25 protein-coding genes and 2 pseudogenes are annotated in these 24,186 nt (G+C 30.4%); 7 read left to right on the forward strand and 20 right to left on the reverse strand.

Annotation, left to right across the window (positions count from 1 at the left end; translation table 11 throughout):
• Positions 1-432 precede the first annotated feature (432 nt).
• From LGK95_RS12465 to LGK95_RS12490, 6 genes and pseudogenes are all read right to left on the reverse strand, one after another.
• On the reverse strand, positions 433-753 hold the full coding sequence (locus tag LGK95_RS12465) for a topoisomerase DNA-binding C4 zinc finger domain-containing protein (protein ID WP_226125116.1): 321 nt from the start codon (positions 751-753) through the stop codon (positions 433-435).
• 76 nt (positions 754-829) lie between these two features.
• On the reverse strand, positions 830-1,339 hold the full coding sequence (locus LGK95_RS12470) for a nuclease-related domain-containing protein (protein ID WP_226125117.1): 510 nt from the start codon (positions 1,337-1,339) through the stop codon (positions 830-832).
• Between the two features lie 902 nt (positions 1,340-2,241).
• Positions 2,242-2,802, reverse strand: coding sequence for a flavin reductase family protein (locus LGK95_RS12475; protein WP_226125118.1), 561 nt, complete (start codon positions 2,800-2,802; stop codon positions 2,242-2,244).
• Between the two features lie 261 nt (positions 2,803-3,063).
• Positions 3,064-3,636, reverse strand: a complete 573-nt coding sequence (locus tag LGK95_RS12480) for a cyclase family protein (protein WP_226125119.1) — start codon at positions 3,634-3,636, stop codon at positions 3,064-3,066.
• 13 nt (positions 3,637-3,649) lie between these two features.
• Complete coding sequence (locus LGK95_RS12485) at positions 3,650-4,120, reverse strand: MarR family transcriptional regulator (RefSeq protein ID WP_226125120.1); 471 nt, start codon at positions 4,118-4,120, stop codon at positions 3,650-3,652.
• Between the two features lie 352 nt (positions 4,121-4,472).
• Positions 4,473-4,568: pseudogene (locus LGK95_RS12490) on the reverse strand (ClbS/DfsB family four-helix bundle protein); the annotation flags it as partial.
• Positions 4,569-5,081: 513 nt separating this feature from the next.
• Between LGK95_RS12490 and LGK95_RS12495 the strand changes: the two are divergent.
• A complete protein-coding gene (locus LGK95_RS12495) occupies positions 5,082-5,579 on the forward strand; it encodes a hypothetical protein (protein WP_226125121.1) in 498 nt (165 codons plus the stop codon).
• Between the two features lie 746 nt (positions 5,580-6,325).
• Complete coding sequence (locus tag LGK95_RS12500; RefSeq protein ID WP_226125122.1) at positions 6,326-7,483, forward strand: GmrSD restriction endonuclease domain-containing protein; 1,158 nt, start codon at positions 6,326-6,328, stop codon at positions 7,481-7,483.
• 165 nt (positions 7,484-7,648) lie between these two features.
• Here LGK95_RS12500 and LGK95_RS12505 read toward each other — a convergent pair whose 3' ends face one another.
• The 7 genes from LGK95_RS12505 to LGK95_RS12535 form a co-directional block, all read right to left on the reverse strand.
• Positions 7,649-8,032 carry a PH domain-containing protein gene (locus LGK95_RS12505; protein ID WP_226125123.1) on the reverse strand — a complete coding sequence of 128 codons (384 nt, stop codon included), beginning with the start codon at positions 8,030-8,032 and terminating at the stop codon, positions 7,649-7,651.
• 456 nt (positions 8,033-8,488) lie between these two features.
• The gene (locus LGK95_RS12510; RefSeq protein ID WP_226125124.1) at positions 8,489-8,809 is read right to left on the reverse strand and encodes a topoisomerase DNA-binding C4 zinc finger domain-containing protein; all 321 of its coding nucleotides are present in this window, start codon (positions 8,807-8,809) and stop codon (positions 8,489-8,491) included.
• Between the two features lie 45 nt (positions 8,810-8,854).
• Positions 8,855-9,379 (reverse strand): nuclease-related domain-containing protein, encoded by a 525-nt coding sequence (locus LGK95_RS12515; protein WP_226125125.1) that lies wholly within the window; start codon positions 9,377-9,379, stop codon positions 8,855-8,857.
• A gap of 118 nt (positions 9,380-9,497) precedes the next feature.
• Positions 9,498-10,193 (reverse strand): hypothetical protein, encoded by a 696-nt coding sequence (locus LGK95_RS12520; RefSeq protein WP_226125126.1) that lies wholly within the window; start codon positions 10,191-10,193, stop codon positions 9,498-9,500.
• 357 nt (positions 10,194-10,550) lie between these two features.
• On the reverse strand, positions 10,551-11,261 hold the full coding sequence (locus tag LGK95_RS12525) for a hypothetical protein (protein ID WP_226125127.1): 711 nt from the start codon (positions 11,259-11,261) through the stop codon (positions 10,551-10,553).
• 2 nt (positions 11,262-11,263) lie between these two features.
• Positions 11,264-12,136 (reverse strand): HNH endonuclease, encoded by an 873-nt coding sequence (locus LGK95_RS12530; protein ID WP_226125128.1) that lies wholly within the window; start codon positions 12,134-12,136, stop codon positions 11,264-11,266.
• 722 nt (positions 12,137-12,858) lie between these two features.
• Positions 12,859-13,191 carry a hypothetical protein gene (locus tag LGK95_RS12535; RefSeq protein ID WP_226125129.1) on the reverse strand — a complete coding sequence of 111 codons (333 nt, stop codon included), beginning with the start codon at positions 13,189-13,191 and terminating at the stop codon, positions 12,859-12,861.
• Between the two features lie 459 nt (positions 13,192-13,650).
• Between LGK95_RS12535 and LGK95_RS12545 the strand changes: the two genes are divergently transcribed.
• Positions 13,651-13,938: a hypothetical protein gene (locus tag LGK95_RS12545; RefSeq protein WP_226125130.1), complete on the forward strand. Its 288-nt coding sequence runs from the start codon at positions 13,651-13,653 to the stop codon at positions 13,936-13,938.
• A gap of 159 nt (positions 13,939-14,097) precedes the next feature.
• Here the strand turns inward: LGK95_RS12545 and dhaK are convergent, their stop codons facing one another.
• From dhaK to LGK95_RS12560, 3 genes are all read right to left on the reverse strand, one after another.
• Entirely contained in the window at positions 14,098-15,858 is a 1,761-nt protein-coding gene (gene dhaK / locus LGK95_RS12550) for a dihydroxyacetone kinase subunit DhaK (protein WP_226125131.1), read from the reverse strand.
• Positions 15,858-16,994, reverse strand: a complete 1,137-nt coding sequence (locus tag LGK95_RS12555; protein ID WP_226125132.1) for a glycerol dehydrogenase — start codon at positions 16,992-16,994, stop codon at positions 15,858-15,860. The genes dhaK and LGK95_RS12555 overlap by 1 nt, the downstream gene beginning before the upstream one ends.
• A gap of 211 nt (positions 16,995-17,205) precedes the next feature.
• Entirely contained in the window at positions 17,206-18,243 is a 1,038-nt protein-coding gene (locus LGK95_RS12560; RefSeq protein ID WP_226125133.1) for a PocR ligand-binding domain-containing protein, read from the reverse strand.
• Between the two features lie 396 nt (positions 18,244-18,639).
• Here LGK95_RS12560 and LGK95_RS12565 point away from each other — a divergent pair, with 396 nt between their 5' ends.
• Positions 18,640-18,927, forward strand: coding sequence for a type II toxin-antitoxin system PemK/MazF family toxin (locus tag LGK95_RS12565; RefSeq protein WP_226125134.1), 288 nt, complete (start codon positions 18,640-18,642; stop codon positions 18,925-18,927).
• 724 nt (positions 18,928-19,651) lie between these two features.
• On the opposite strand, the gene LGK95_RS12570 is transcribed toward LGK95_RS12565, so the two are convergent.
• The 3 genes from LGK95_RS12570 to LGK95_RS12580 all read right to left on the reverse strand — a co-directional run bounded on the left by LGK95_RS12570 (position 19,652) and on the right by LGK95_RS12580 (position 21,999).
• Complete coding sequence (locus LGK95_RS12570) at positions 19,652-19,849, reverse strand: hypothetical protein (RefSeq protein ID WP_226125135.1); 198 nt, start codon at positions 19,847-19,849, stop codon at positions 19,652-19,654.
• Between the two features lie 708 nt (positions 19,850-20,557).
• The gene (locus tag LGK95_RS12575; protein ID WP_226125136.1) at positions 20,558-21,604 is read right to left on the reverse strand and encodes a phosphodiester glycosidase family protein; all 1,047 of its coding nucleotides are present in this window, start codon (positions 21,602-21,604) and stop codon (positions 20,558-20,560) included.
• A 113-nt stretch (positions 21,605-21,717) separates the two neighbouring features.
• Entirely contained in the window at positions 21,718-21,999 is a 282-nt protein-coding gene (locus LGK95_RS12580) for a hypothetical protein (protein ID WP_226125137.1), read from the reverse strand.
• Positions 22,000-22,095: 96 nt separating this feature from the next.
• Between LGK95_RS12580 and LGK95_RS12585 the strand changes: the two are divergent.
• The 3 genes and pseudogenes from LGK95_RS12585 to LGK95_RS12595 all read left to right on the forward strand — a co-directional run.
• Positions 22,096-22,259, forward strand: a pseudogene (locus tag LGK95_RS12585) (YjjG family noncanonical pyrimidine nucleotidase); the annotation flags it as partial.
• Between the two features lie 44 nt (positions 22,260-22,303).
• Positions 22,304-23,161: a MurR/RpiR family transcriptional regulator gene (locus LGK95_RS12590; protein WP_226125138.1), complete on the forward strand. Its 858-nt coding sequence runs from the start codon at positions 22,304-22,306 to the stop codon at positions 23,159-23,161.
• Between the two features lie 170 nt (positions 23,162-23,331).
• Positions 23,332-23,550 carry an alpha/beta hydrolase gene (locus LGK95_RS12595; RefSeq protein WP_226125139.1) on the forward strand — a complete coding sequence of 73 codons (219 nt, stop codon included), beginning with the start codon at positions 23,332-23,334 and terminating at the stop codon, positions 23,548-23,550.
• A 216-nt stretch (positions 23,551-23,766) separates the two neighbouring features.
• Here the strand turns inward: LGK95_RS12595 and LGK95_RS12600 are convergent, their stop codons facing one another.
• On the reverse strand, positions 23,767-24,177 hold the full coding sequence (locus LGK95_RS12600; protein ID WP_226125140.1) for a peptide deformylase: 411 nt from the start codon (positions 24,175-24,177) through the stop codon (positions 23,767-23,769).
• Positions 24,178-24,186 lie beyond the last annotated feature (9 nt).

A 24,186-nucleotide genomic window follows, 5' to 3' on the forward strand; every position in this document is an offset into this window, starting at 1 on the left:
TTACTCATATATTCTACTTAATTTAAAACACACTTCTATTTACGTATATATCTATTATAAAAATGCAAAATTCTTTAATTTCTAAATGATAAGTCAATTTTCAATTTTGGATTAAAGACATTATGTAAAGTTAGCAAATTCGCCCCGCTCATAAAAAAATGGGGGACATGAACAAGTTGCAGATAAAATTTGTTTTGCTAAGCTGACTTTACCATCTGCAAACCTCTTTCAGCCCTATGTAATATTCACACTTATAGACCTATTTTCTCCCTGCGACGTCTGCTGTAGCAACATAGCTTGTCCGCTTAACCTCCAAACTAAGTAAGGGGCCAGACCCTTGGGTAAATATGTATATCAGTATATTTTATATAAACAGCTCTCCCTGTTTTCAGGTGACTGTCCATACCAATAGTTTGTTACTCAAGCTAACTTCTATTTTGAAATAAACCTACATCTAGGAAAATTTCCACATCCTTTAAATGGACCATACCTTCCATTTCTTAATACTAATTTCCCTCCACATTTAGGACAAAACCCACTGTTAACTTTGGTTTCTTTTTCAGCTAAAGTCTTGTGAATTGCATTTACATGAGTTTTTCTAGTTTCTTTACTATCAATATTTAAAGAGATTAATTTTTTATATACATCTTCTTTAACTAAATCACTTATATTCTCAATATTATATTTTTTAATTGTCTTAGGCAAATTTATAGTGTACACAACATCTATTTTTGATTTTACTTTTAACGACATTCAGAAGGAAAGTCTCCCCCTTCTATAAATGGGAGTTACATACCCTAACAAATAGAAAACTTCAGTGGGTGTATAACTATCCTTCTGAAGTCGTTAATGCATCTTCTGCGAAGATGTCGCAGCTCCGAAGGAGATGATTTAACTCTGGCCTTGTTGTAAAAGCTATTATTGAAATATACTTTATATCTTTAAAGTCATTCAGAACCTCTTTCAATGCTTGTATATGTCCATAATTTTGTTTTATTGGATTCTGTAGTTTTTCTTTGTGTTTATAAATTACTTGTTTCCAATTATCATCAAATTCATTACCTAAAATCCACCCTTTGTAATTTTTAGTTTCTATTACAAAAATGCCATAGTTAGATACTATTACATGATCTATCTGTGTTGTTTTGTTACCTACTAATAGCATTATATTGTTAATTAACTTATACTTTCTTTTATCAAGACCTGATAAGAAAAAAGCAACGGACTTCTCACCAATTGCACCCTTGATTTTAGGCATGAAAATTTCTAATACCCCTGCCGCAATTACTAAAAGCCATAGATACCAAAACTTCATTGACAATTCAAATAGCATTTCCATCTATTTTCACTTCCTTCATATTCTATATACCCTATCGCGATACGCTTACAATTTCTAAATGTTTTCTTTTTAGAATCTGATATTTTACTATCAAAATAACAGTGTAAGTTCCAATGAATATCCGTTGTCTTTTCATATTTATCTATTTCTAATCATTTAAGTCTTCAAAACTATAATTCTACATTGTTTTCCAATTACCTTTATATAATGTAACATTTTTGTCAATATGTACTGTTTTTGTATGATTTATAAAAATATCACCACAGCCAATTATGAACTGCTACTTACTCTATATATTCATCATCTATTTTTTATAATATCTAGTCTCTAGTCATAATTTCACCTTGGATATTAAGACCTAGTAGACACATCATTCTTAATTGTCATTCATATGATAATAATCAGACAAATTAATTTTTAAACACCTATTTTATAATAAGGTATCGTGATTATTTAAGCACTAAGTACATCTAAATATGGACTTGTCTCGTTGCGAAAAATAATAAATTCAAACATAATAAAATAATATTGGTATAAAAATCAATGCTATTTTAAATAATTTCATAATTTATTTGATACAACATAAAACACCATAAATTCAGTTATGAATATTACAGTGTTCTTATAGATTACTCGATTTTAGTAGTTGTGACGCTTTAAAAGAATATTGTTCATTAGCACAATATAAAAACTAATAATTCTTATTACTTATATTTGTATTTTTTTCACAATGACCTCCATGATAGAATAAAAATCCCTACAAGTAACATTTTATTCCTTGTAGGGATTATTAACACTAAGGCATACTCAATTTTTTAGACTGCTCATCTGATAATCTACTCTGCAACCAGTTCTGAACACTTCATTGCCTCTCTTTTTTGAATTTACACAGCTTTGGTCTATTATTTTAGTGCCAATCCATCACGGTACGCATTGCCGACCTTTTCTCCGACTTTCAGGTAATCCTTACTCATCCAATCGTAAATAATCGGGTCAAACTTCGTCAGTGATACCTTCCCGTTTTCTCCCAGAATACGCTCATCTATGCTGACGTTAACGATTTCTCCCACCATTCTCCAGGTCTCTTCGTCGTAACTTTTCATTCTGCACTCCAGAGCCATTGGCAGTTCCTCAATCAAAGGTGCATCTACAAACTCAGACTTCACCGCATGAAAGCCAGCTTTTTCGAATTTGTCAGACACCTTATTACCAGATTCAATTCCTACATAGTCACAGGCTACAACGTTAGCCGCATCTGCCATACTAACGGTGAACGCCCCACGGGCAAGGATATTCTTCACAGTCTTACGTTGTGCACTGAGGCATATTGATATCTCAGTTTCATTGCTGATACCTCCCCATACGGCAAGCATCGCATCTGGTGTACCTTCTTCGCCATAGGTGGAAATGATAAAAACCGGCTGCGGTAATGTGTACGGTTTTGCTCCAAAATTCTTTCTCATCGTTTCATTCTCCTCTACTACATTTTACTTAAATCTTTCATTAGTGCCATAACATCAATGTTTTGTGAACACAGGAGGATATGATAACCTCCATTATACGATATATAGAAGTTTTAATTTAGAATTTACATATATAACACTCAAACTTGGCTATTTGAGCTTTTTCACTAAATAGTTAGCAATTTTTTAAAATTGTTTATTTTGATCCATCATATTGCTTTCCTATTGATATATATTCCAAAACAAATTGCATTATAATATTTATTCCCTCTCAGCTACTACCCTACAAGGTAATCCTGTCATATCTGCAAAGTTAATTGGATATGCATTAGCTGTAAATTTAATTGATTTTTTTTGATTTAAAACTTTATATAAATTACATAAATTTTCAATAACAAATACATCTCTATCTGCACAATATTGATCTTTAGGTGTATGGTCTTTACCACGTCTTACTCCCGCAAAGTCTATACCAATAATTGAAATTTTACGATTAACCAACTGAGTAATTAATTCATCCGATAACTGTGGATGTGATGTGAAATAAGTTTTTGTACCATATCCTTCTTTTTCTATATATCCTGTGTAAAAAGCAACAAACATATTTTCATTCACTAAATTGATATCTATATCTGATACATCAATGTCTTTATCTAATATCTGACTTACATCAAATACTATAGCGTCCCTCTTTGTATATTCTAGCGGAAACTCTTTGTCCATTACATCAAAATGAGTTCCCAAATGACCGAATGAAGCCATTTTTGCCTCATCATTATTTAAAACATTTTTATTGGATTCTTTGGTAATCTTTACGCTTAAATCTATTAACAAAATTTATCACTCCTTATTTTAATTTCTCTATTTGAATTTCTAAGTATTTGATATATTTACTTAGGGACTTGCTTACAATGTGCGAATCATTATCATCAAGTTCTTCAAAAAACTTTTTATCTCTTTCTCTCCCAGAAAAATGTATTTTTAAATGTTCATCAAATAATTCTTGACCTTTTGGGGTCAATTTGTAATAAATCTCTTTTTTATTACATTCTGATTGGTAACTTTCAATATCTCTATTATTTAATAATTTTTTTACTATTCTACTAATAGCACTTTTATCCATTTTTAACTTTAATGATATTTTTGTAACATTTGGCTGTTCTAATTTACCTATTAGGTGAATGCAGTGGATTTCCGAATGTCCATAGTTATGTAAAATTTCTCTTGAGTTTAATTTATCTAATGCATCGTGTTTTTCAAAAAGTTCTGTAAATTGATCAAGTAATAATTCTGAATACAACATATGTTTTTTGTTCACTTCCTTTCAACAAATACAAGTAAAATGTTTTTGTTGCGTAAGCAACAATATAAGTATAATGCATTATTGTTGCATAGTCAACAATAATTGATTTTTTTACTTAATCCAAATACACTGATATTAATATTTCTATAACAGAAATGAGGAGTATTTTTTCTTATACTCCTCATTTTTCTCATCCCAATATAGAATTTTGATAAAGTTTTTATTTATTTATGATATAGTTCTCAGTATCACTAGTAAGTTATAATACCTTTAGTATATTAGTTTTTTAGCAATGATGATAACTCTTCTAACCAGCTCTAGGAATTGAAGTTTATATTTGAGATTTTTATATTTGTTGCAACTTTTTTCACTTTCGTATTTTTGTTCTGAAAGACTTGAATGGTGCAACAGTATTGATGTAAATCCATTTCTATATTGCCCAATTAGATGTAGTTGAGTTTGCTGAGTTGTTTTACATCATTCATAAGTCGTATAATTCTACTATTTCGACATATCGACATTATTCTTTTTCCCTACACTAATCAATTAAGTGTTGAATTTTTCAACTTCCGATTATAGACATAATGCCCATACATACTTCTAAAACATTCTACTAACAATCTTTCTCCATTCTTTTATCATATTCCTCCTAAATTTGTATAATAAATCAAAATTAGCAAGTAAAATCTGTCCGCATACGCTTCCATATTTTACAATGGGGTCGCACCAACAACCTAATAAATGTAAAGAGAATAAACTTCACAATAAACATTTCTACTCAACTTATTCTCATTTAAATCTTAATCAAACAGTTCATTCTAGCCATCTCTCTGCTTTATTACCTTTTTTTAGGTGGCTGTCCAGACCCCATAGAAGAAACTGGGAACAGTTTGTTCTTGCTAATAGTAATCCTACAAAATCAAAAAACACCGAAGAAAAAAATAAAAAAATTTTATAAAGTCTTTACGGAAACAATATGATTTATTATATCTCAAACAGGGGTGTCAAGACCTATAACGAATTTGCAGGACTAAAAACTCTTAATAGTCTCTCTCTGGCAAGAGTTAATGAACTTCATGCTGATATAAAAAATTATATCTATGGGCATATGGTAAATGTAAGCACCAAATATTTGCAAGATTACATTGGTTTCTTCACATACATTAGGAATTGGAGAGTAACCAATGGTAATTATCCATCATCTATGAAAGATACAGAACAGATACTCATTGATATACTCAAACTAAAAGTAAAATATACTGTCGCTGACATCAATAAAAAAGAACTTGTATTGCCAATGCCTTCAACAAGGTACATAGGCATTTTAAAAGCTCAAACAGAAAAAATAAGGATAGCAACAAGTAATAAATATTTCAAGTTTGACGAAGAAGATGGTGTCAAAAGTTTTAACAGAAGAGAATATCTTCTTGACCAACCTAAATCAAAATTATATGCAATCTGTAAAAATTACTAGCAAGTAAAATCTGTCCGCATACGCTTCCATATTTTACAATGGGGTCGCACCAGAAACCTAATAAATGTAAATAAAGCGAACTTCACAAGAAACATTTCTACTCAACTTATTCTCATTTAAATCTTAATCAAACAGGTCATTCTAGCCATGTCTCTACTTTATTACCTTTTTTTAGGTGGCTGTCCAGACCCCATAGAAGAAACTGGGAACAGTTTGTTCTTGCTATAGTTTAAATCGTTATGTAAGAGTAATGTGAATATTATGTGCAATGTATTTATTTAAAAGTTGCATAGAAATTAGTTTTCGCTCAAGCTTCTGGGGTACGTGAACAAATTGTATCCACAATTTGTTTTGCTATCTAAAGTATTAATTTGATGAAACATGCATCTTCTTCAGTAAATAATGTTAAATAAATTATTTACTCAACACTTATTTCATTACTCAGCACAAAATCGAAATACATTGCTGAAGCATCTATATTTTATCTATCACCACATAAAATGTTAATATAATTGGCTTCGCTAAAACTTTCCTCTTGATTTTTTACCAATTCTCCTTTTATCGCTATATCATTTATTATTTTACTCACTAATTATAATAATTTAATGCATTCATGAATATGATGTATATATATGTTTTTGGAACTAGATTCTTTACCATATGTTGTAATTAACCTAGTGGACTGTATAAGCATATCTATTGATAAGTTGAATACTAAAAGTAATTTATAAAGGGGAGCAGTATTAATGAATAAAGAATTAAAAAAAGCAGCTTCATTTAATCCAACAAATAAAACACATCAAATGCCTATTTTTGAAATATGTAAAGAGGTTGAGAATAAAGAGATAATGTTACCATTATATCAAAGAGATGTATGTTGGACTTTAGAAAAAAATGTTAGCTTATTAAATTATGAATTATTAGGAAATGCACCGGTATCACCAATATCAATGAATGAAATAAAAAATCTTGCTGTAGCAGTAGATCAAGTTAGTTTTATTGATAGAGAGAAAATAGAAGGTGATTTAAGAAACAAGCTTTCTGTAAGTGATGGTCAGCAAAGAATTACTTGTAATTATAAGGCTTACATTAACCATAAAGATTTTAAAAATATTGTATTAGATATAAATAAAGGTAAGTTTAAAATACTTGAAGAGAATATACAAGAATGCCAAGTACCTGTAGGGATACTTTTAAATAAAAATGATGAGTGTATATTTGAATATTGTAAAAATAAGAGTTTCTTATCAAAGGAAGATGTTAAAAATTTACTTTTGCAAATAAGAATTAAGTTTAAATCATATAATTATACAATAAATAAGGCTGAGGACCTAACTGAAAAGGATCAAATAGAATGGTTTGAGGTGTTGAACAATGCGGGAAGTAGAGTTACTAGAATACAGATGGATATAGCTAAACAGAGATCAAAGAATATAGATATATATAAAGATTATGTACAAGTCTTCACAGACAAAATAAATTATTTTACAGAGAATGCTTTTAAAATGAAAACTACAGAGGTATCCTATCCTATGGCTATGTTAAATCCATCCTATGAAGTTATTCTAAATAAAAAACATTCAAACAATTATGCACCTATTGCATCAGATTATAAGTTCGGGCTAATGGATGAGTTTAAAAGTAAAACGGAAATTTTAGAATTAATTGATATAACATTAAAAAATGTTGATAAAGCTATAGAATTTATAAAAATAGAAAAATTAGAAATACCTAATAGAATTGATTATATAACATATTTAACTGGATATTTTATATTCTTAGGTAATAATCAACTAACTGGAGATAAGATAAATGCACTAGTTGATTGGTATAAACAAGTTGATTTTACTAATCAAAGCAATCCCGCAAGAAGACAAACTTTTTCAGATTTATTAAAAATATAGTTACTCGCTCTATTTATAACTTAAAAGAGCTACTACAATAATTTGTAGTAGCTCTTTTAGCAAACAGAAGTTTTCACTGCGTTAACAATTTCTATAACGGACTCGTGCCACTCTCCTAAAAATATCTATAAAAAAACACCTGATTGTACAGATGCTTAAATATTTCTAGCATATAACAAAATCATTTAATAAGTGATAAACCTTAAAAAGTAATTGAGCCATATTTTTATCTTTAAGGAATTTCATTTCTATTTTTATGCCACCTGAAATTAATAGTTTTATTTCCGAATCAAAATCAAAAAATCCTGCAGTTTCAACTGCGTATGTAACTATGCTCTTATAAGGTATACTATAATATTCAATTTTTTTACCAGTAATTCCTTGTTTATCAGCAACTAGAATACGTTTATCTGTAAATACCGCTATATCCCTAACTGTCTTCACACAAAAATGTACATTTTCTTTCTCTGAAATAAATGGTTTTAATTCTTCAGATAACGGAACTTCCTTGTAAAAATTGAAAATCCTATTTAAATTTATATCAGCCATACTCTTCCCCCTTATAACTTTAATCACCGATATTATACATCTATTTATTTATATTTAGCAAATTTGATTTGCTTATAAAAAATAGCAAACTCGTTTCACTCATAAACACCCTCAAGGGTCGTAAATAAATTATGAACACAATTTATTTCTCTAACAGTGTAATATTCTCAATATTATATTTCTTAATTGTCTTAGGCAATTTATAGTATACACTACATCTGTTTTTGATGTTACCTTTAACTCCGCGACCATAATTCTGTTTTATTGGATTGTGTAACTTTTCTTTACGCTTATAAATAAGCAAACAGACCTTGCCCACTCCGTTTCCAATTTCTGTAACGGGGTCGTGTCAGTAAACCAATAAATGTAAAACATCTATAAAAGATTATAATAGAACCAGCCCTCCCTATTTTTAAGTGACTACTCCCCCCCATAGTTTATTACGGAAGTTAACTTCTATTTTGAAATAAACCTACATCTAGGGAAATTCCCACATCCTTTAAATTGACCAAACCTTCCATTTCTTAATACTAATTTTCCTCCACATTCAGGACAAAACCCACTATTAACTTTAATTTCTTTTTCAGCTAAGGTCTTGTGAATTGCTTTTACATGAGTTTTTCTAGTTTCTTTACTATCAACATTTAAAGAAATTAATTTTTTATATACATCTTCTTTAACTAAATCAGTTATATTCTCAATATTATATTTCTTAATTATTTTAGGCAAATTTATAGTGTACACAACATCTGTTTTTGATCTTACTTTTAACGACATTTCAGAAGGAAAGTCTCCTCATTTTATAAGTGGGAGTTACATACCCTAACAAATAGAAAACTTCAGTGGGTGTATAACTCTCCTTCTGAAGTCGTTAATATTGCAGCTCCGAAGGAGATGATTTAACTCCGCCCTTGTTGTAAAAGCTATTATTGAAATATACTTTATATCTTCAAAACCATTTAAAACTTCTTTCAATGCTTGTATATGTCCATAATTTTGTTTTATTGGATTATGTAGTTTTTCTCTGTGCTTATAAATTACTTGTTTCCAATTATCATCAAATTCATTACCAATAATCCATCCTTTATAATTTTTAGTTTCTATTACAAAAATACCATAGTTAGATACTATTACATGGTCTATCTGTGTTGTTTTGTTACCTACTTGTAACATGATGTTGTTAATTAACCTATATTTTGTTTTATCAAGACCTGATAAGAGAAAAGCAACAGACTTCTCACCAATGGCTCCTTTGATTTTAGGCATAAAAACTTCCAATACCCCCGCTGCAATAATTAAGAGCCATAGATACCAAAACTGCGTTAATAATTTAAAAGCTATCTCCATCAATTTTCACTTCCTATTCGTTCTTTCATTAGAATAAATAAACTTACAGTTTATTTAACGACCTCCGAGGTCGTAATAAAAACTGGAAGCTTTTCTTTGTATTTATATTCCTTATCATCTAATTACTTACAACTATATAGAATTTATAAGAACTATCCCAATCATATTTTTCGGGAACAATGGTTATATCTCCACCACCAACAGATGTCATTAGTATATCTTTAGAGTCGCTATTATAAGCATCTTTTGCTATTGAGTCCATCATACTCATCATAACTCTTTCTGTTGCACCATTAATTAAATTCCCCTTTATACGAAGCGTCTGTCCTATTTTGAATTGTAGCGTTGCTCCATTTGGATAATTGCATGCTGATATATACTTACCATCAATTGTATAATTTAGGATAGTTACACTACTTGAATTTGTTGTTGCACTAACTGATTGTGTCTTTTCATTAGCGATTCTTGTACTCTCTATTTTTGCAAGTCTCAATTTTTCATCTACTATCTTATCGCTTGCTATCTTCGCAATTCTTGCGTTTTCATCCGCTATTTTCTTGTCTGCAACCCTTTGAGCTTCTACTTTTTCTGCAATAATCTTATCGCTAATAACTTTATCGGCTATTCGTTTATCCTCAATTATTTTATCTACTTTAGCTTTATCTTGTAATCTTTTTGTCTCTGCTACTTTAATTGCTTGTTCTTTTTTAATTTGCTGAGTTTTCTTTATACCCGTTGTAATAGGTATTGCTATCCCTATTGTTAGCAATAATACACTGACAATTATAATAATCAATTTAGATTTTTTCTTCAATGCAATACACCCCTCTCGTATTATTTATAATCTTCCTCTTTAACAATGATATTTTATTATCGTTATATATTAGCAATTATTAAGTGAATTGTTATAAAAATATTCTACTTTTTCCCTCTAGCTCTCGGAAGTATATCCTCTAGCAAATTCGCTTCGCTCATAAAAACCCCCGGAGCACGTGAACAAATTGTAAACACAACTTGTTTTGCTACTTGACAGGGGGCAGTTCAGTGATGAGCTGCTGGTATTTTACTTAGGCAATCTTAGCTGAATGAGTTTCTTCTTTTACATAGAACTTGTTGTGGTTGTTGATTAGCTTGTGAAGGAATGCTTTGGTATTATTGGCATAACAGGTGGCTATAAAATAATATGATGTAGATAATTCATATATTTATCCATCTTACTAACATCATTAATTAAGATCTTACCTAAACATTCCCCAACATAACAATAATAGCTAATATAATTTGTTCTCTTATTTTCGGGTATGAATTCTCTTAACTTATCTATGTCATTTATCCTGTTTGAAATATTGTGTAATATAGGTAAAATGTATATATCTTTTTCAATATCTACTTCGGAATTTTTACTAAAATGTTCACCTATTGTTTTAATGTTATATTTGTTTTTAGTACCATATCTATGTTGTTCATTACCTTCATAACTTTTTAATACAGCTCTTACTGCAAAATAAGCAAAATCACCAAGGCAAATTATAATCTTATACTTAAACACCTTATTTTTATCATAAATTTCTTCATTTAAATTTAGTAATTTTTCTTCTTCCTTTTCCGGATTTAACCCTTTTTTATTGTCACTATCCTCAATTGCATTGACATATCTAAATATATCTTCTTTATCATTAAAACACTCAGCCAATTTATAATTATATTTACTCAAATATTTTTCAGTATAATATTTAATTGGAATAATTATACTATTGTATATCCCATGATTTCTATCAAGTACTGCCCTTACATTTTTAACATTTTTAGAAGGGGAATCTCCTACAATTAGTATAGGCTGATCTTTAGGGCCTCTAGTTTTTTCATAAATACAGGTACTCATTTTTATAATTCATCCCCAAAATAAATATTCTTATTATGATAGTCGACATATTTTTTCCCGATAACATGTACATCTCTTTGTTTAATATCCTCTATTTTCAACTCCATAGCACCATAGTCACATAAGACATGGTGATTTGGGCAAAGAATTATTATATTTTCCACTATATCTGGGCCATTATGAGGTTTTCCCAAAGATTTAATGTGGTGGGCTTCTGAATAATATATTCCCTTCCCAAGTTCCAATGCCTCTCCACATATTTGGCACTTATGTTCGTGCTGTTTTTTTAATGTTTTAGTAAGATTAGAATCTCTTACAACTCTACATATTAAATTTTCTTTTCTATCTGGGATGCCGTCTAACCCATTGCTTGGTTCCTTTTGCACGTCTTGATTTAATTTATTGGAATAAGTATCTTTAACTGTAATAACAGAACTAAGATCCAACTCGACAGGTATCGTATTATTCTTTCTTACTTCCACCAGGATTGCATAATATTCTTCAGGTTTAATTTTTGATATTGTAATCGGTCCAATTTTAGCATTTAAAAATTCTAAATTCTTAAGGGCATCAATTTTTCTTATTTCTAGTAACCACAGTTTCCGTTCTAAATGAACTATCTTCTTAAATGTAATGATATCATTTTTTAGTTTTTCTGTTATAATTCCTAACCCGGAAATATACTTTATACTTTCATTATCTGTCTTGTAAATAACTACCTTATCTCCAACCTGTACATCAGAGAAATAACTAAATAGCTGTCTTTTTTTGTGTCCACTTCGTATCCCATACTGCTGTAATTCTCCTGTCTTCATTTTGTCAGGATCGAAGCCGTGTACTTTTTCATTACCAACAATCCACCAGCAATTAACCATATAAAAAGCCTCCTCAAAAATACTTTATATCAATTCTTATAACCACAATTACTCGAATCATCAAGTACAATGTTTAAACTGCAACCAACTTTCATCGCTTCAATGTAAATTACTTTCCTTATGTTATATATATTTAAACATAATAATGATATTCCTAAGTTAAATAAAAAATAACTATTTCCACTGGCTTAATTTTTCTCTTATCAAGAATTAATAGCAAACAGAACTTGTCCTCTACGTTACCAATTTCTGTAACGGGGTCGTGTCAGCAAGCCAATAAACGTAAAACATCTATAAAAGATTATAGTCATGTTGAATATTATTTTATAGAACCAGCCCTCCCTATTTTCAGGTGACTAGCAAGTAAAATCTGTCCGCATACGCTTCCATATTTTACAATGGGGTCGCACCAACAACCTAATAAATGTAAAGAAAATAAACTTCACAATAAACATTTCTACTCAGCTTATTCTCATTTAAATCTTAATCAAACAGGTCATTCTACTCATGTCTCTGCTTTATTACCTTTTTTTAGGTGGCTGTCCAGACCCCATAGAAGAAACTGGGAACAGTTTATTCTTGCTAACAATTCTGAGTAAAGTTAACCTTGTTCAACTCATTCACTTCCTTTTTCTGAAATAATAAAATAAGCCAAGTAAATACCTTCATCATTAAGGCAATTTACTTAGCTTACTTATTCCCAGATTTTCTATTTTCGAAATTTAATATCTTGGTTGCGACATTATATATTCTTGAACCTCTTCATCATTCGCTATTGGTGGGGCATTCTCACTGAATAATATTCCTTTGAATTTTTTATAATCACTTGCGTTAATTATTTTAAAAGTAAATTTATCATTAGTATTTGATTTAATTATCATTTCATCCCCAGAAAACTTCACCATCTTTCTAACCTCTACAGAAACACTGTGATTGGTTAAACCGTATGATATCTTTCGATTATTTCCCCAGACACCAAACGCTAAATCTAAAACTTCATCACCGTTTTTATAGTTTATCAATACAGAATATGCTTTATTTTTACTAAGTTCCATTTTCATCACACTCCCTTATTTGAGCACTTTCTGCTATAACCTCTGTGTCATATCCTACTAAATCGCCTTTAAGAAACGTAACTACAATTACTATAATAGAAATTATAATACATTTTTTCTTATTTTATATCTATGCCATGTCGTCGCCTGCCATTACAATCAGAACAGCTTTTTCGTCGAGGAAAAACGACATTGTTTTTGCAATACGCTCTGGTTCACAACCAATCATTTCATCACTGATTGAAATCTCTTGCATATTTAAACTAATAGTGAGGTTAGTTTTAATATGACAGCTCCACTATTTTGAAAACTTACTATTGAGAATTAAGCCTTTAATTGTAAAAAATAGCTTGGTTAAAACTACAGAATCATAACTAGTGTATAGTTTTAGTATATTTTATGCTGTAATTATATATCTATATTTCACATTTAATAATTAGTAGGAGTGTGAATAGACTTTTGACATGCAATACTTTCGTAAATGATTTGAGAAATGCAGATTCTGAAAAATTAATAGAGGCAATTTATCACACAGAGTTAAAAAAGCAAATAAACAACGCAGGTGGACAAGTGGTAGGAATACAGACAGGAAATAAAACAGATGGTATACTAACTGCAGAATTTTTGTTTGATGAGAACCCAAAGGTATTAAATTTAATAATTGAAACAAAATATGCTGCAACTTTCAGTTCAAATTTAGTTCGAGCAAAAGTATTGGCTCAAGTTTCGTTAAGCAAAACTCAATAATAAAAGCTGTTATGTTATAATTATTTGCCAAGTACAAAAGAGGTTTTAGAATGCTTACAGCTAGATGGACTGATGGCAATACACTGAACAACAAAATACCCCGTAAACAGTTATATTAACCTATCTACGGGGTTTAGTATTAAATACTAAAGTGAATTATTATTTTATAGAATTTGAAACTTCTGTAAATATTATAGCGAGTCCTGTTGCACCTGCATCTGGATATCCTAAACTTCTCTCTCCAACTGCTCCTGCACGACCCATACGCGCCACAATTTTTTCAGTGCTTTTAGCTCCCTCAACTGCTGCTTTAGCTCCTTTTACAAATGCTTCTTTGAAAGCTATGTTTTCTTTTGCACTTTTCATCAAAGAATTGGCACATGGAACTAATGCATCTATTAAAGTCTTATCTCCAACTACAGCTCCTCTTCCAAAAGAACGTTCTCCTACAACTTGAATTCCTTTAGCGGCTGCCTTCATCATTTCTGCAAAATCTAAAACTGTTAATTCAGTTTTTGTTCCAAGCTGTTTACCCGCTGCTCTAAATGCTGACCCCCATATTGGACCTGATGCTCCACCACAATGTTCCATTATTACCAAAGAACATGCATTTAAAAATTCTCCAATACTCAAATGTTTTTCTGAAAGAATTTCTTTCCATTCTCTTTTTAATTGTTTAAATCCTTTTGCTACACTCATACCGAAATCACCATCTCCAGCATGAGAATCTAACTCGCAAAATGGAACTTCATTGTCAATAATAACTTCACTCATTTTATCAATAATATAAATCATATTGTTAAAATTTACTTTTTCATTATTAAGCTTTGCAAATCTTTCATCTGTCTCTACCTTAAATGATACTGCATCTGCATTGTCACTACAAGTGTCTAAACTTACATATTCCACTTGATCTACTGGACCCGAAACCTTAAATGCTGGAGTATCACTTTCTTTTGATAATAACTCTTTAAGCTGAGCATCTAATTTCATAATTGATACAGAAGCACCTTGCATATCTATACTTGTCATATAATTCCCTACAAAAATTCTGTTTATTTTAACATTTTTCTTTACTAATTTTGAAACAACTGAATTGTTAAATAAATATAATTCTTGTAGTGGCGTGCCTCCAAAACCATTTATTAATAATGCAACCTCTTCATTATTTGTACCATCTATTTTCATATCTTTTAAAATAGAATCTACAACTTTTTCTGCAAGTTCATCTGCTGTAGCCATTTTTTCTCTCTTAATTCCTGGTTCACCATGAATTCCAACTCCAAATTCCATTTCATCTTCTGCTAATTCAAAAGTTGGAGTTCCTTTAGCTGGTACAGTGCATGATGTAAATGCAAATCCTAAACTTCTAACATTTGCAATAGCATTTTGCGCAACTAATTTAACTTCTTCTAGTGATAATCCAAGTTCTGCTGCTGCACCTGTTACTTTATGTACTAGCACAGTTCCAGCAACTCCACGACGTCCTACAGTATACAGACTATCTTTAACTGCAATGTCATCATCTACTTTAACATAATCAACTTTAATACCCTCTTCAATTGCTAAATCAGCTGCATTCTTAAAGTTCATCATATCTCCACTATAATTTTTGATAATTAATAATGTTCCTTTATCACTAGCAGTAGCTCTAATTGCTTGATATACTTGGATTTGAGATGGAGAGGCAAATACATCTCCACACACCGCTGCATCTAACATGCCTTTGCCTATAAATCCGGCGTGAGCTGGTTCATGTCCACTTCCGCCTCCGCTTATTAGACTTACTTTGTTTTTATTAATATTTTTTTTCTTTATTATTTTATATTTTCTAATAAACTCTAATTCTGGGTGTGCCAAAACTATACCATTGCACATTTCCATTACTACAGTTTCCGGACTATTAATTAATTTTTTCATTAGTTAGACCTCTTTTCTTTATAATCTCTACCTATTTTATCTGCAGTTATAATTGATGCAGCTACAGCTTCAACAGTTATTGGGAATGGCATAGCATGAATTGATTCTTCTGGAATACATGCCTTTTCAGCTACTGCCATAAGTTCTTCTTTGGTAATACTATCTACTCCTATATCTGACAAACAAACTGGCAATCCAATTTCTAAACAGAAATCTAATACTTCATTTATTTCTTCTGTAGGTGAATTTTCGAGTACTAGCTGAACGATTGTACCAAATGCTACTTTTTCACCATGAAAGTATTTATGAGTTCCCTCCAAAATAGTTAATCCATCATGAATTGCATGAGCTCCACCAAGTCCTGCGCTTTCAAATCCAAGCCCTGATAAAAGAATATTTGCTTCTATAATATTTTCTAATGCTTGTGTTACTAAATTACAATCTGAAGCTGCTTTTGCTTTTACTCCATCCTTCATAAGAGTTTCATAACACAGCTTAGCAAGTGCTAATGCTGTATTTGTTCCCTTTGCTTCACCACATAAACCTTCTCTAACGCCACAAGGCAATCCTGCATTAACATTAGAATATGATTTTGAAGTTGCTCTTGCTTCGAAGTATGTTGATAATGCATCTCCCATTCCTGAAACCAAGAAACGAGTTGGTGCTTTTGCAATGACTGATACATCAATAAGAACTACACTTGGACTTTGCTTAAAGTAAGCATAATCATCAAATGCTCCGTCTGGTGTATAAAGTACCGCCGAGTGACTTGTTGGTGCATCTGTAGCCGCTATAGTTGGAACTATAATTAATGCTTCTCCCTCTGCAACACATTTAGCAGTGTCAATTGCTTTACCGCCACCAAGACCGATTATACAACCACATTTATTATTTTTAGCAACCTCTTGTAATCTTGCAACCTCTCGTCTTGAGCATTCACCTATAAATTCACTTTCTATAAAAGAAACCCCAAATTTTTTAGCTGTTAAATCTAATTTATCTTTAACACGTGCAACATCTTCACTATTAGCAATTAATAGAGCTGATCCTGCAAAACTTTTTACAAAGTATCCTAAATTTAATAGTTCATCCTCACCTTGTACGTATTTGGTTGGGCAAATAAATGCTTTTCGCATATTAATCTCTCCTCTTTATGTATAAATTACTTTTTCATTTTTAACTTGTTTTTATTGTAACATCGTTTACATAATAACGCATTGGAATAGCATGTCATAAAATTACGATTTTAAATCGTAATTTTATGACATTAAGTTATTAAATCGTAATTTTATGCTATTAATAAATTAAACTAGTTGTATGGAGATGATTTAAATCATCTCCATACAACTAGTTTCCCTTACAATATTTTTTATAAATAGCTGGTGTTACACCTTCATATTTTTTAAATACTTTTATAAAATATCCTGTTTCATTAAACCCAAGTTCATCACTAATTTCATTAATAGACATATTTTTTTCCTCTAATATATTCTTGGCCCATTCCACCTTTAATCTTGATGAAAAGTTAGAAAAATTTTCTCCAGTTTCTTTTACAAATAACCTACTAAAGTAGCTTGGGCTAATATGGCAAACCTTAGCCATTTTTTCTACTGTAACATTTTCACTTTTATTTTTATAAATATACTCTATTGCTGGTTTTAAAGTGTCACTTACTTTAATCCCAACATCGTTACTATAAGGCTTTTCTTTAATATAAGCATTTAATAGGGCATTAGAAATTTCTTTTTTACCATGTTCCATATTTTTTATTGAGTATCCCATTAATGTACTCGAATCTATTTCACACTCTTTCTTTATAGTCTTTTGGTACATTTCTAAAATCAAGTTTTTATCTAGTGCTTCTTCTACTAGATAGTTACATAGTGAAAATAAGATATTTGAAATTTGTTTTACTTCCTTATAAGATAAAACAGGCAATTCTTCATAATACTCTTTCAAATCCTCTAAAACATTTTTAGCTATAGAATTTTTGGGTGTGACTATTATTTTTTCTAATATATCTGAAGCATTAAAATCTGATAATTTTACTTGACCTGCCATAATTGCACCAATATATTTACCATCAATTATTATCGGAATAGCTATATCTACTATATTGAAATGACATAAATATATATATGCACTATTTAACCGAACTGCTTCCAAGCCACCTCTGGAATCACATTTTCTACAATATTTTCCAAGTTGAGGATCTGCTCTCACCGCTTTGCAGAACCTATGACAACCACTATGCCTCGTAACGGGATTACCTTTATAGTCAACAGTTATCATTGCGAGCTTAGTAAACATTGCAAGAAGTTCTTGTAAGCCAACCCACTTTTCTAAATTTATCACTTTATTTAAATTCAAATTATCATTCATCAATTTTCACTACCCCCTTACTTTGTAAAATTTAACGATAACAAATAAAAACCAGAAATGACCGTTCTTAATTAATATAATTATAACAAAGAATGATAAATTAGATATTGATTCAGTAATATTTAAAAAACAAACTTCACAATAAACATTTCTACTCAACTTATTCTCATTTAAAGCTTAATCAAACAGTTCATTCTAGCCATGTCTCTGCTTTATTACCTTTTTTTAGGTGGCTGTCCAGACCCCATAGAAGAAACTGGAAACAGTTTGTTCTTGCTAATAGATTATTAAGCGTTGATGGAACGATATTAGAAATAAATGATACTGAAAAATTAGCAAATTCGCTTCGTTCATTAGAACCCCCGTTGGTAGCAAAACAAATTGTAAATACAATTTGTTTTGCTACCAATTATAAGACCTGTGATTATAATACAAAATGATATAGGTAATAAGTATTCTTCAGCAGTTACAGTAGTGCCTGGTACTTCCCGAATTAACAAAACGAAATTCCCAACTCATGTAGAAATAGAAGCAAGTAAATGCGGGCTTAAGACAGACATTGTTATTTTAACTGAGAAGGTACAGACTATAGCTAAAAGTAGAGTCAAAGAGAAACTAGGAAGAATAACTCATAATGATTTGAGAAAAATCGACACAGCATTGTTGATACAATTGGGTATTGTTTAAAAATATACTCTTATTATACTAAAGTATATTTACTTACTGGGAGAATTCTTTACAATCACTATATAGGAATATGCTATATTCTATAGCTGAACAAATTAATGCCCCTAATAATTAGACACATCTTTAGTGTAGTTAAGTTCTAAGCAATCTTAATCTGCTTTAAGTGTTAGAACAAAGATTTCATGTTCTTTTCATTGTTAAATGCTCTAACTTTAAAAAACGGAACAGTATTTGGAAAATACTTGATAAATCAGTTTGTAAAAAAACATATCCTAAATAAAATTGATAAACTGATAGTAAAAAGCCTTTGATAAAAATCAAAGGCTTTTTTTTCATAGTATAATTTTTATCAAATTTGATAAGAAATAATACTAGAATACTTGAAATAAAAAAGTTATTAGTATATTTAATTAAAATATAGAAGGATTAAATGGTGAAGCATATGAAGATACTTTATAAAATATTTGATTATTGGTTATTTATAACTTTACTGCCAATACTAATTGTTTTATCATTAACTAAAAGAAAAAATCATATAAAAGAATATTGGCAAAAGTTTATGCAATGATATTAAAACATTAACTATTAAATTACCGATTAAAATAAGTAATATAAAACAAAAAAACATTTTTTAAAAAGCATTAAAGTCATCAGATAAACTGATGGCTTTAATATTTAAATTAGCAAAGGAATTATAATTTAATAGTAACATAGCTTGTTCGTTTCACTTCCAACCTATGTAAGGTTCCAGACCCTTGGGTAAATATGTATCTTTATCTAAATTTGCTTTTTTAGCAAGTTCTGAATCTCCATATTTACTAAAGGCATTATTGTACCCAGCGTTATCTTTAATACTTATACCATATTTAACACATGTACCATACTCTTCTGCAACTTCCTTATATTTATTATCAGCAATCATTGTAGCTGCTTTATCATTTTCAACATAAGATATGAATTCTTAAAAACATCATCATTTAGTATGTCCTTAGCTAAAAGCAATGCCTTTTCAGCTTTAACTTAATTTATTTTTTACTCACTTTGTATTAGTTCTATACATGCTGTAGCATTGGCATCACTTACTTTATACTTCATTGCATTCATTAACATTTCTGCCTTTTCTTCAATCTCTGTTAGAATGTTATCCACAGCGGTTTCCTATATAATAAAAATAACCCCATAGAAGAAACTGTTTCCAGTTTCTTCTATTAGCAAACAGAACTTGTCCTCTACGTTACCAATTTCTGTAACGGGGTCGTGTCAGCAAGCCAATAAATGTAAAACATCTATAAAAGATTATAGTCATGTTGAATATTATTTTATAGAACCAGCCCTCCTTATTTTCAGGTGACTGCCCATACCCCCATAGTTCGTTACGCAAGTTAACTGCTATTTTGAAATAAACCTACATCTAGGAAAATTCCCATATTCTTTGAATTTACCATACTTTCCATTTCTTAATACTAATTTTCCTCCCCATTTAGGACAAAAACCACTATTAGCAAATTCGCTTCGCTCATAAAATTCCCCGGGGGACGTGAACAAATTAGCAAGTTCGCCTTCGCCTCACAAAGAACCCCGGGGATCATGAACAATTTGTGATCACAAATTGTTTTGATATTTATTTAGGTTATTTAGTTATTACAAAAGCGTCTGGAAGTGTTCTTTCTCCTGCGGAAGAACAGGGACTGTTTATAAGTTGACCTTTATAATATATAGTTGAAGATGAACCTCCATCAAGATTGGCAGCATTAACGGCTCCGTACTGAATCATTACTCTTTGTACTTCCTGAATAGTTGCACCATGAGAGCTTAATTGCCTTCCATCTATTTCAAGAAGAATAATAGTACCATCTTTCTTTTGTCCGATGACACTTCGAGGGTTAATTCCCCACCCGCCATCTCCTATTATTCTTGTTGGTTTATTATTTACGATAAGTTTAGGACCAAAGGATATTGCGTCAACAATCTGTTTCTCTTTAATTTCTTTAATAGTGAGATTTCCAAGAGTCAAGATGCCATCTTTATCAAGTCCAATAATGTCATATTTCTTTTGAGAGGGAACACTCCAAACGACTTTCCCGTTTTTAACTATTATTCCAGTTGGAATTCCACCGTTCCCGACTCCACCTCTATCTGTGAAACCTCCTGCGTTTATGCCACCAATTGCATTTTCTGAATTTATTAGCTGTGTTAATCTAGCTCCAACTTTTCCTATATTTTTAGCTACAGCAAGTTTTAATCGTTTAGGGTTACTGACTATAAACATATGACCTTTATATCCATCTCCCTTAATATCAATCAATTTCATACTATTATCTGTATTTATCACAATGGGAAGTGTTTTTGTACTTATATGAATAACAGGGGTTAATGCACTAGCTTTCGGCGGTATAGTTTCTGGAATTACTATTTCACTTTTGTCAAAGACTTCAACGGTTTCTTCTACTCTGTTTTCATTCATTATCTTTTTAATTTGAGCTTCACTTGCAAAAATTCTAGCTATATATTGACTCTTTAGCGTCGTCATAGTTGAAGTTACTATTAAAGTTTGAATACGTGGGAAAACTTCAAGTCGAATAAGAGATATTCCTACAATAATAGTAATTAGTAAAACGATTATTATACTTAGCAATAATTTACCTATCTTTTTTAATATCTTTTTAAAAAGCACCATTAATCCGCTTGCCTCCCTTCGCTAAAAAAAATGTTTTTCTATAATATGATTGTATAAGCCAAACATTGCAAAGTCTATTTTTATTAATACAATTATAATTTTAAATAGCAAAATTAAAGAAATAGCAAGTTCGCCTTAGCCTCCCAAATACCCCCGGGGGTCATGAACAATTTGTGATCACAAATTGTTTTGCTATTAAACAGGTCATCTGGTGAGTTAAATAATATCCTATAAACATAATGCTCATTAGGATCAATGCAGACCCAACAAGTAGCCGTTTGATTATTTAAGACAGAGCCACTAATAACATGAAGATATCCATTATTTATAACCCAATAAGAGGATACTGCATTTGGACATACCTCACTATCTTTAACAACAAAGGTGAAAATCAACACTTTACGTTTTAAGTGAACTATGAAAATTTTCTAAATATTTTTGAAATATAGCATTTATGTTATAATTAATAAAACAACCATACAGGAGGGTTTATAAGGAAGTATGAGGTTATAATATTTGATACAGATAAACTTTATTGGACTTTAAAAAATCTGAAAAAGATGCTTTAAAAAATGCTATGCTTAAATTTAACATAAAATACGATGAGAATTATCATTTAAAAATATATCATGATATAAATACGGCTATCTGGAGATAATTTGAGCAGGGCCTTATTAAATAGAAAGGATCGAGTTAATTATGGAGAATAACAAACAGGATTTAATGAAGTTAATTCAAATTAAATTACCACATATGAGTAAAGGTCAAAAGATAATTGCTAAATACATACTAGAACACTATGATAAAGCAGCGTTTATGACTGCTAATAAATTAGGTACTACAATAGGTGTAAGTGAATCAACTGTTGTAAGATTTGCCGTCGTGTTAGGATTTAATGGTTATCCAAAACTACAAAAAAGTCTTCAGGAATTAATTAAAAGTAAATTAACTTTAGTACAAAAAATGGAATTATCTAATGATTACATCACTCAAGAGAATGTACTAAAGAGTGTATTAAAAGCTGACATTGAAAATATTAAAATTACTTTAGAAAAAATAAATCACCAAACTTTTGAAGATATAGTTAATTCATTATTTAAAGCTAGAAAAATATATGTAATTGGATTAAGACAATCAGCTGCATTATCTGGATTTTTAGCTTTTTATTTAAATCTTATTTTAGATAATGTTAAGTTAGTTGAATATGGTGTTAGTGATATATTTGAGCAGATGCTTAATATTGATAATAAAGACATATTGATCGCGATAGGCTTTCCTAGGTATACTACCAGAACAATTGAAGCCATCTCATTCGCAAAAGGTAAAAATGCCAATATTGTAGTAATTACAGATAGTTTATTATCTCCATTAGCAGAGAAGGCTGACTATACGCTAATAGCACAAAATAATATAACTTCTTTTGTTGATTCACTTGTAACCCCACTTAGTATAATAAATGCGTTAATAATAGCAGTGGGCTTAAGAGAGAAAGAAAAAATTTCTAGTACATTTTCTACTTTGGAGAACATATGGAAAGAATATAAGGTTTATGTTTAAAACAATTAATTATAAGGCATGTATTGTTGTTTAAGCAACAACCACAACCATCGTGAAACTATATATTTGCATTTCATAGAACTAGCAAACAGAACTTGTCCACTTCGTTACCAATTTCTGTAACGGGGTCTGACCCCGTGGAATAAACTGTAAATAGTTTTTTCTTGCTAATGTATGGAACTAAATATGGATTCGTCGGAAAAGATAAGATTGATGAATCTAAAAAATTATTGCCAACAAGTACAAAATGGATTCCTATCAATGGAGGTAATCATTCTCAAAATGGTTGGTATGGATTCCAAAAGGGTGACAATACAGCGACTATAACAAGAGATGAGCAGCAAAATATTATAGGAAAATCTATAGTTCAATTTATGAGTGGAAATTAGGGAGTTCAAGCTCAGGAATAAATCCCTCGTTATGTAACCTGCTATCTGCTGGTTTGTGTCGAGGGACAATTGTGTATTTATTTTACTTGTTTAGCTTTTATTTGAATTTGTGATTGATAGATAATAATGAAAGTAAGCGACTTTTTTAATAGTCAGTCGCCTTCATCTTTCTTTAATTGATATGATTCCACCTTGAACAGCGATCTTACCTTTTTTCTATATGACTATCCCATCACAATGGTCTACTTCATGTTGAATAATTTGAGCAATCCATCCTGAATATTTTCCCCTTCGCTTCTTAAATCCCGAATCAAAATACTCTACTTCTATCTCTTTGAATCTATTCGTTTTTCTAACACCTATAAGTGAAAGACATCCTTCTTCTGTTTCATATTGACCCGATTTATTCACTATCATAGGATTAATCATCGGAACGTTCATATCGCCCATACTGATCACAATAATTCTTTTTTTTACACCAATCATATTAGCTGCCATTCCTACACAGCCTTCTTTATTTGCTTTAAGCGTATCAAGCAAATCCTGTATCACCTGAGCATCTGCTTTTGTAGCAAGTTCTGATTTTTGATTAAGAAAGAATATGTCTTTCATAATTGATCTAACCATATGTTATAC

The organism is Clostridium algoriphilum (genome assembly GCF_020443705.1).
Taxonomy (GTDB): Bacteria; Bacillota; Clostridia; order Clostridiales; family Clostridiaceae; genus Clostridium_AD; species Clostridium_AD algoriphilum.

Excerpts from the sequence above, each read along its gene's own strand:
- LGK95_RS12465 (WP_226125116.1), bottom strand. The coding sequence starts at position 753 with ATGTCGTTAAAAGTAAAATCAAAAATAGATGTTGTGTACACTATAAAT.
- LGK95_RS12470 (WP_226125117.1), bottom strand. The coding sequence starts at position 1,339 with ATGGAAATGCTATTTGAATTGTCAATGAAGTTTTGGTATCTATGGCTT.
- LGK95_RS12475 (WP_226125118.1), bottom strand. The coding sequence starts at position 2,802 with ATGAGAAAGAATTTTGGAGCAAAACCGTACACATTACCGCAGCCGGTT.
- LGK95_RS12495 (WP_226125121.1), top strand. The coding sequence starts at position 5,082 with ATGATTTATTATATCTCAAACAGGGGTGTCAAGACCTATAACGAATTT.
- LGK95_RS12500 (WP_226125122.1), top strand. The coding sequence starts at position 6,326 with ATGAATAAAGAATTAAAAAAAGCAGCTTCATTTAATCCAACAAATAAA.
- LGK95_RS12505 (WP_226125123.1), bottom strand. The coding sequence starts at position 8,032 with ATGGCTGATATAAATTTAAATAGGATTTTCAATTTTTACAAGGAAGTT.
- LGK95_RS12510 (WP_226125124.1), bottom strand. The coding sequence starts at position 8,809 with ATGTCGTTAAAAGTAAGATCAAAAACAGATGTTGTGTACACTATAAAT.
- LGK95_RS12515 (WP_226125125.1), bottom strand. The coding sequence starts at position 9,379 with ATGGAGATAGCTTTTAAATTATTAACGCAGTTTTGGTATCTATGGCTC.
- LGK95_RS12525 (WP_226125127.1), bottom strand. The coding sequence starts at position 11,261 with ATGAGTACCTGTATTTATGAAAAAACTAGAGGCCCTAAAGATCAGCCT.
- LGK95_RS12530 (WP_226125128.1), bottom strand. The coding sequence starts at position 12,136 with ATGGTTAATTGCTGGTGGATTGTTGGTAATGAAAAAGTACACGGCTTC.
- LGK95_RS12535 (WP_226125129.1), bottom strand. The coding sequence starts at position 13,191 with ATGGAACTTAGTAAAAATAAAGCATATTCTGTATTGATAAACTATAAA.
- dhaK (WP_226125131.1), bottom strand. The coding sequence starts at position 15,858 with ATGAAAAAATTAATTAATAGTCCGGAAACTGTAGTAATGGAAATGTGC.
- LGK95_RS12555 (WP_226125132.1), bottom strand. The coding sequence starts at position 16,994 with ATGCGAAAAGCATTTATTTGCCCAACCAAATACGTACAAGGTGAGGAT.
- LGK95_RS12570 (WP_226125135.1), bottom strand. The coding sequence starts at position 19,849 with ATGATTGCTGATAATAAATATAAGGAAGTTGCAGAAGAGTATGGTACA.
- LGK95_RS12575 (WP_226125136.1), bottom strand. The coding sequence starts at position 21,604 with ATGGTGCTTTTTAAAAAGATATTAAAAAAGATAGGTAAATTATTGCTA.
- LGK95_RS12590 (WP_226125138.1), top strand. The coding sequence starts at position 22,304 with ATGGAGAATAACAAACAGGATTTAATGAAGTTAATTCAAATTAAATTA.
- LGK95_RS12595 (WP_226125139.1), top strand. The coding sequence starts at position 23,332 with ATGTATGGAACTAAATATGGATTCGTCGGAAAAGATAAGATTGATGAA.
- LGK95_RS12600 (WP_226125140.1), bottom strand. The coding sequence starts at position 24,177 with ATGGTTAGATCAATTATGAAAGACATATTCTTTCTTAATCAAAAATCA.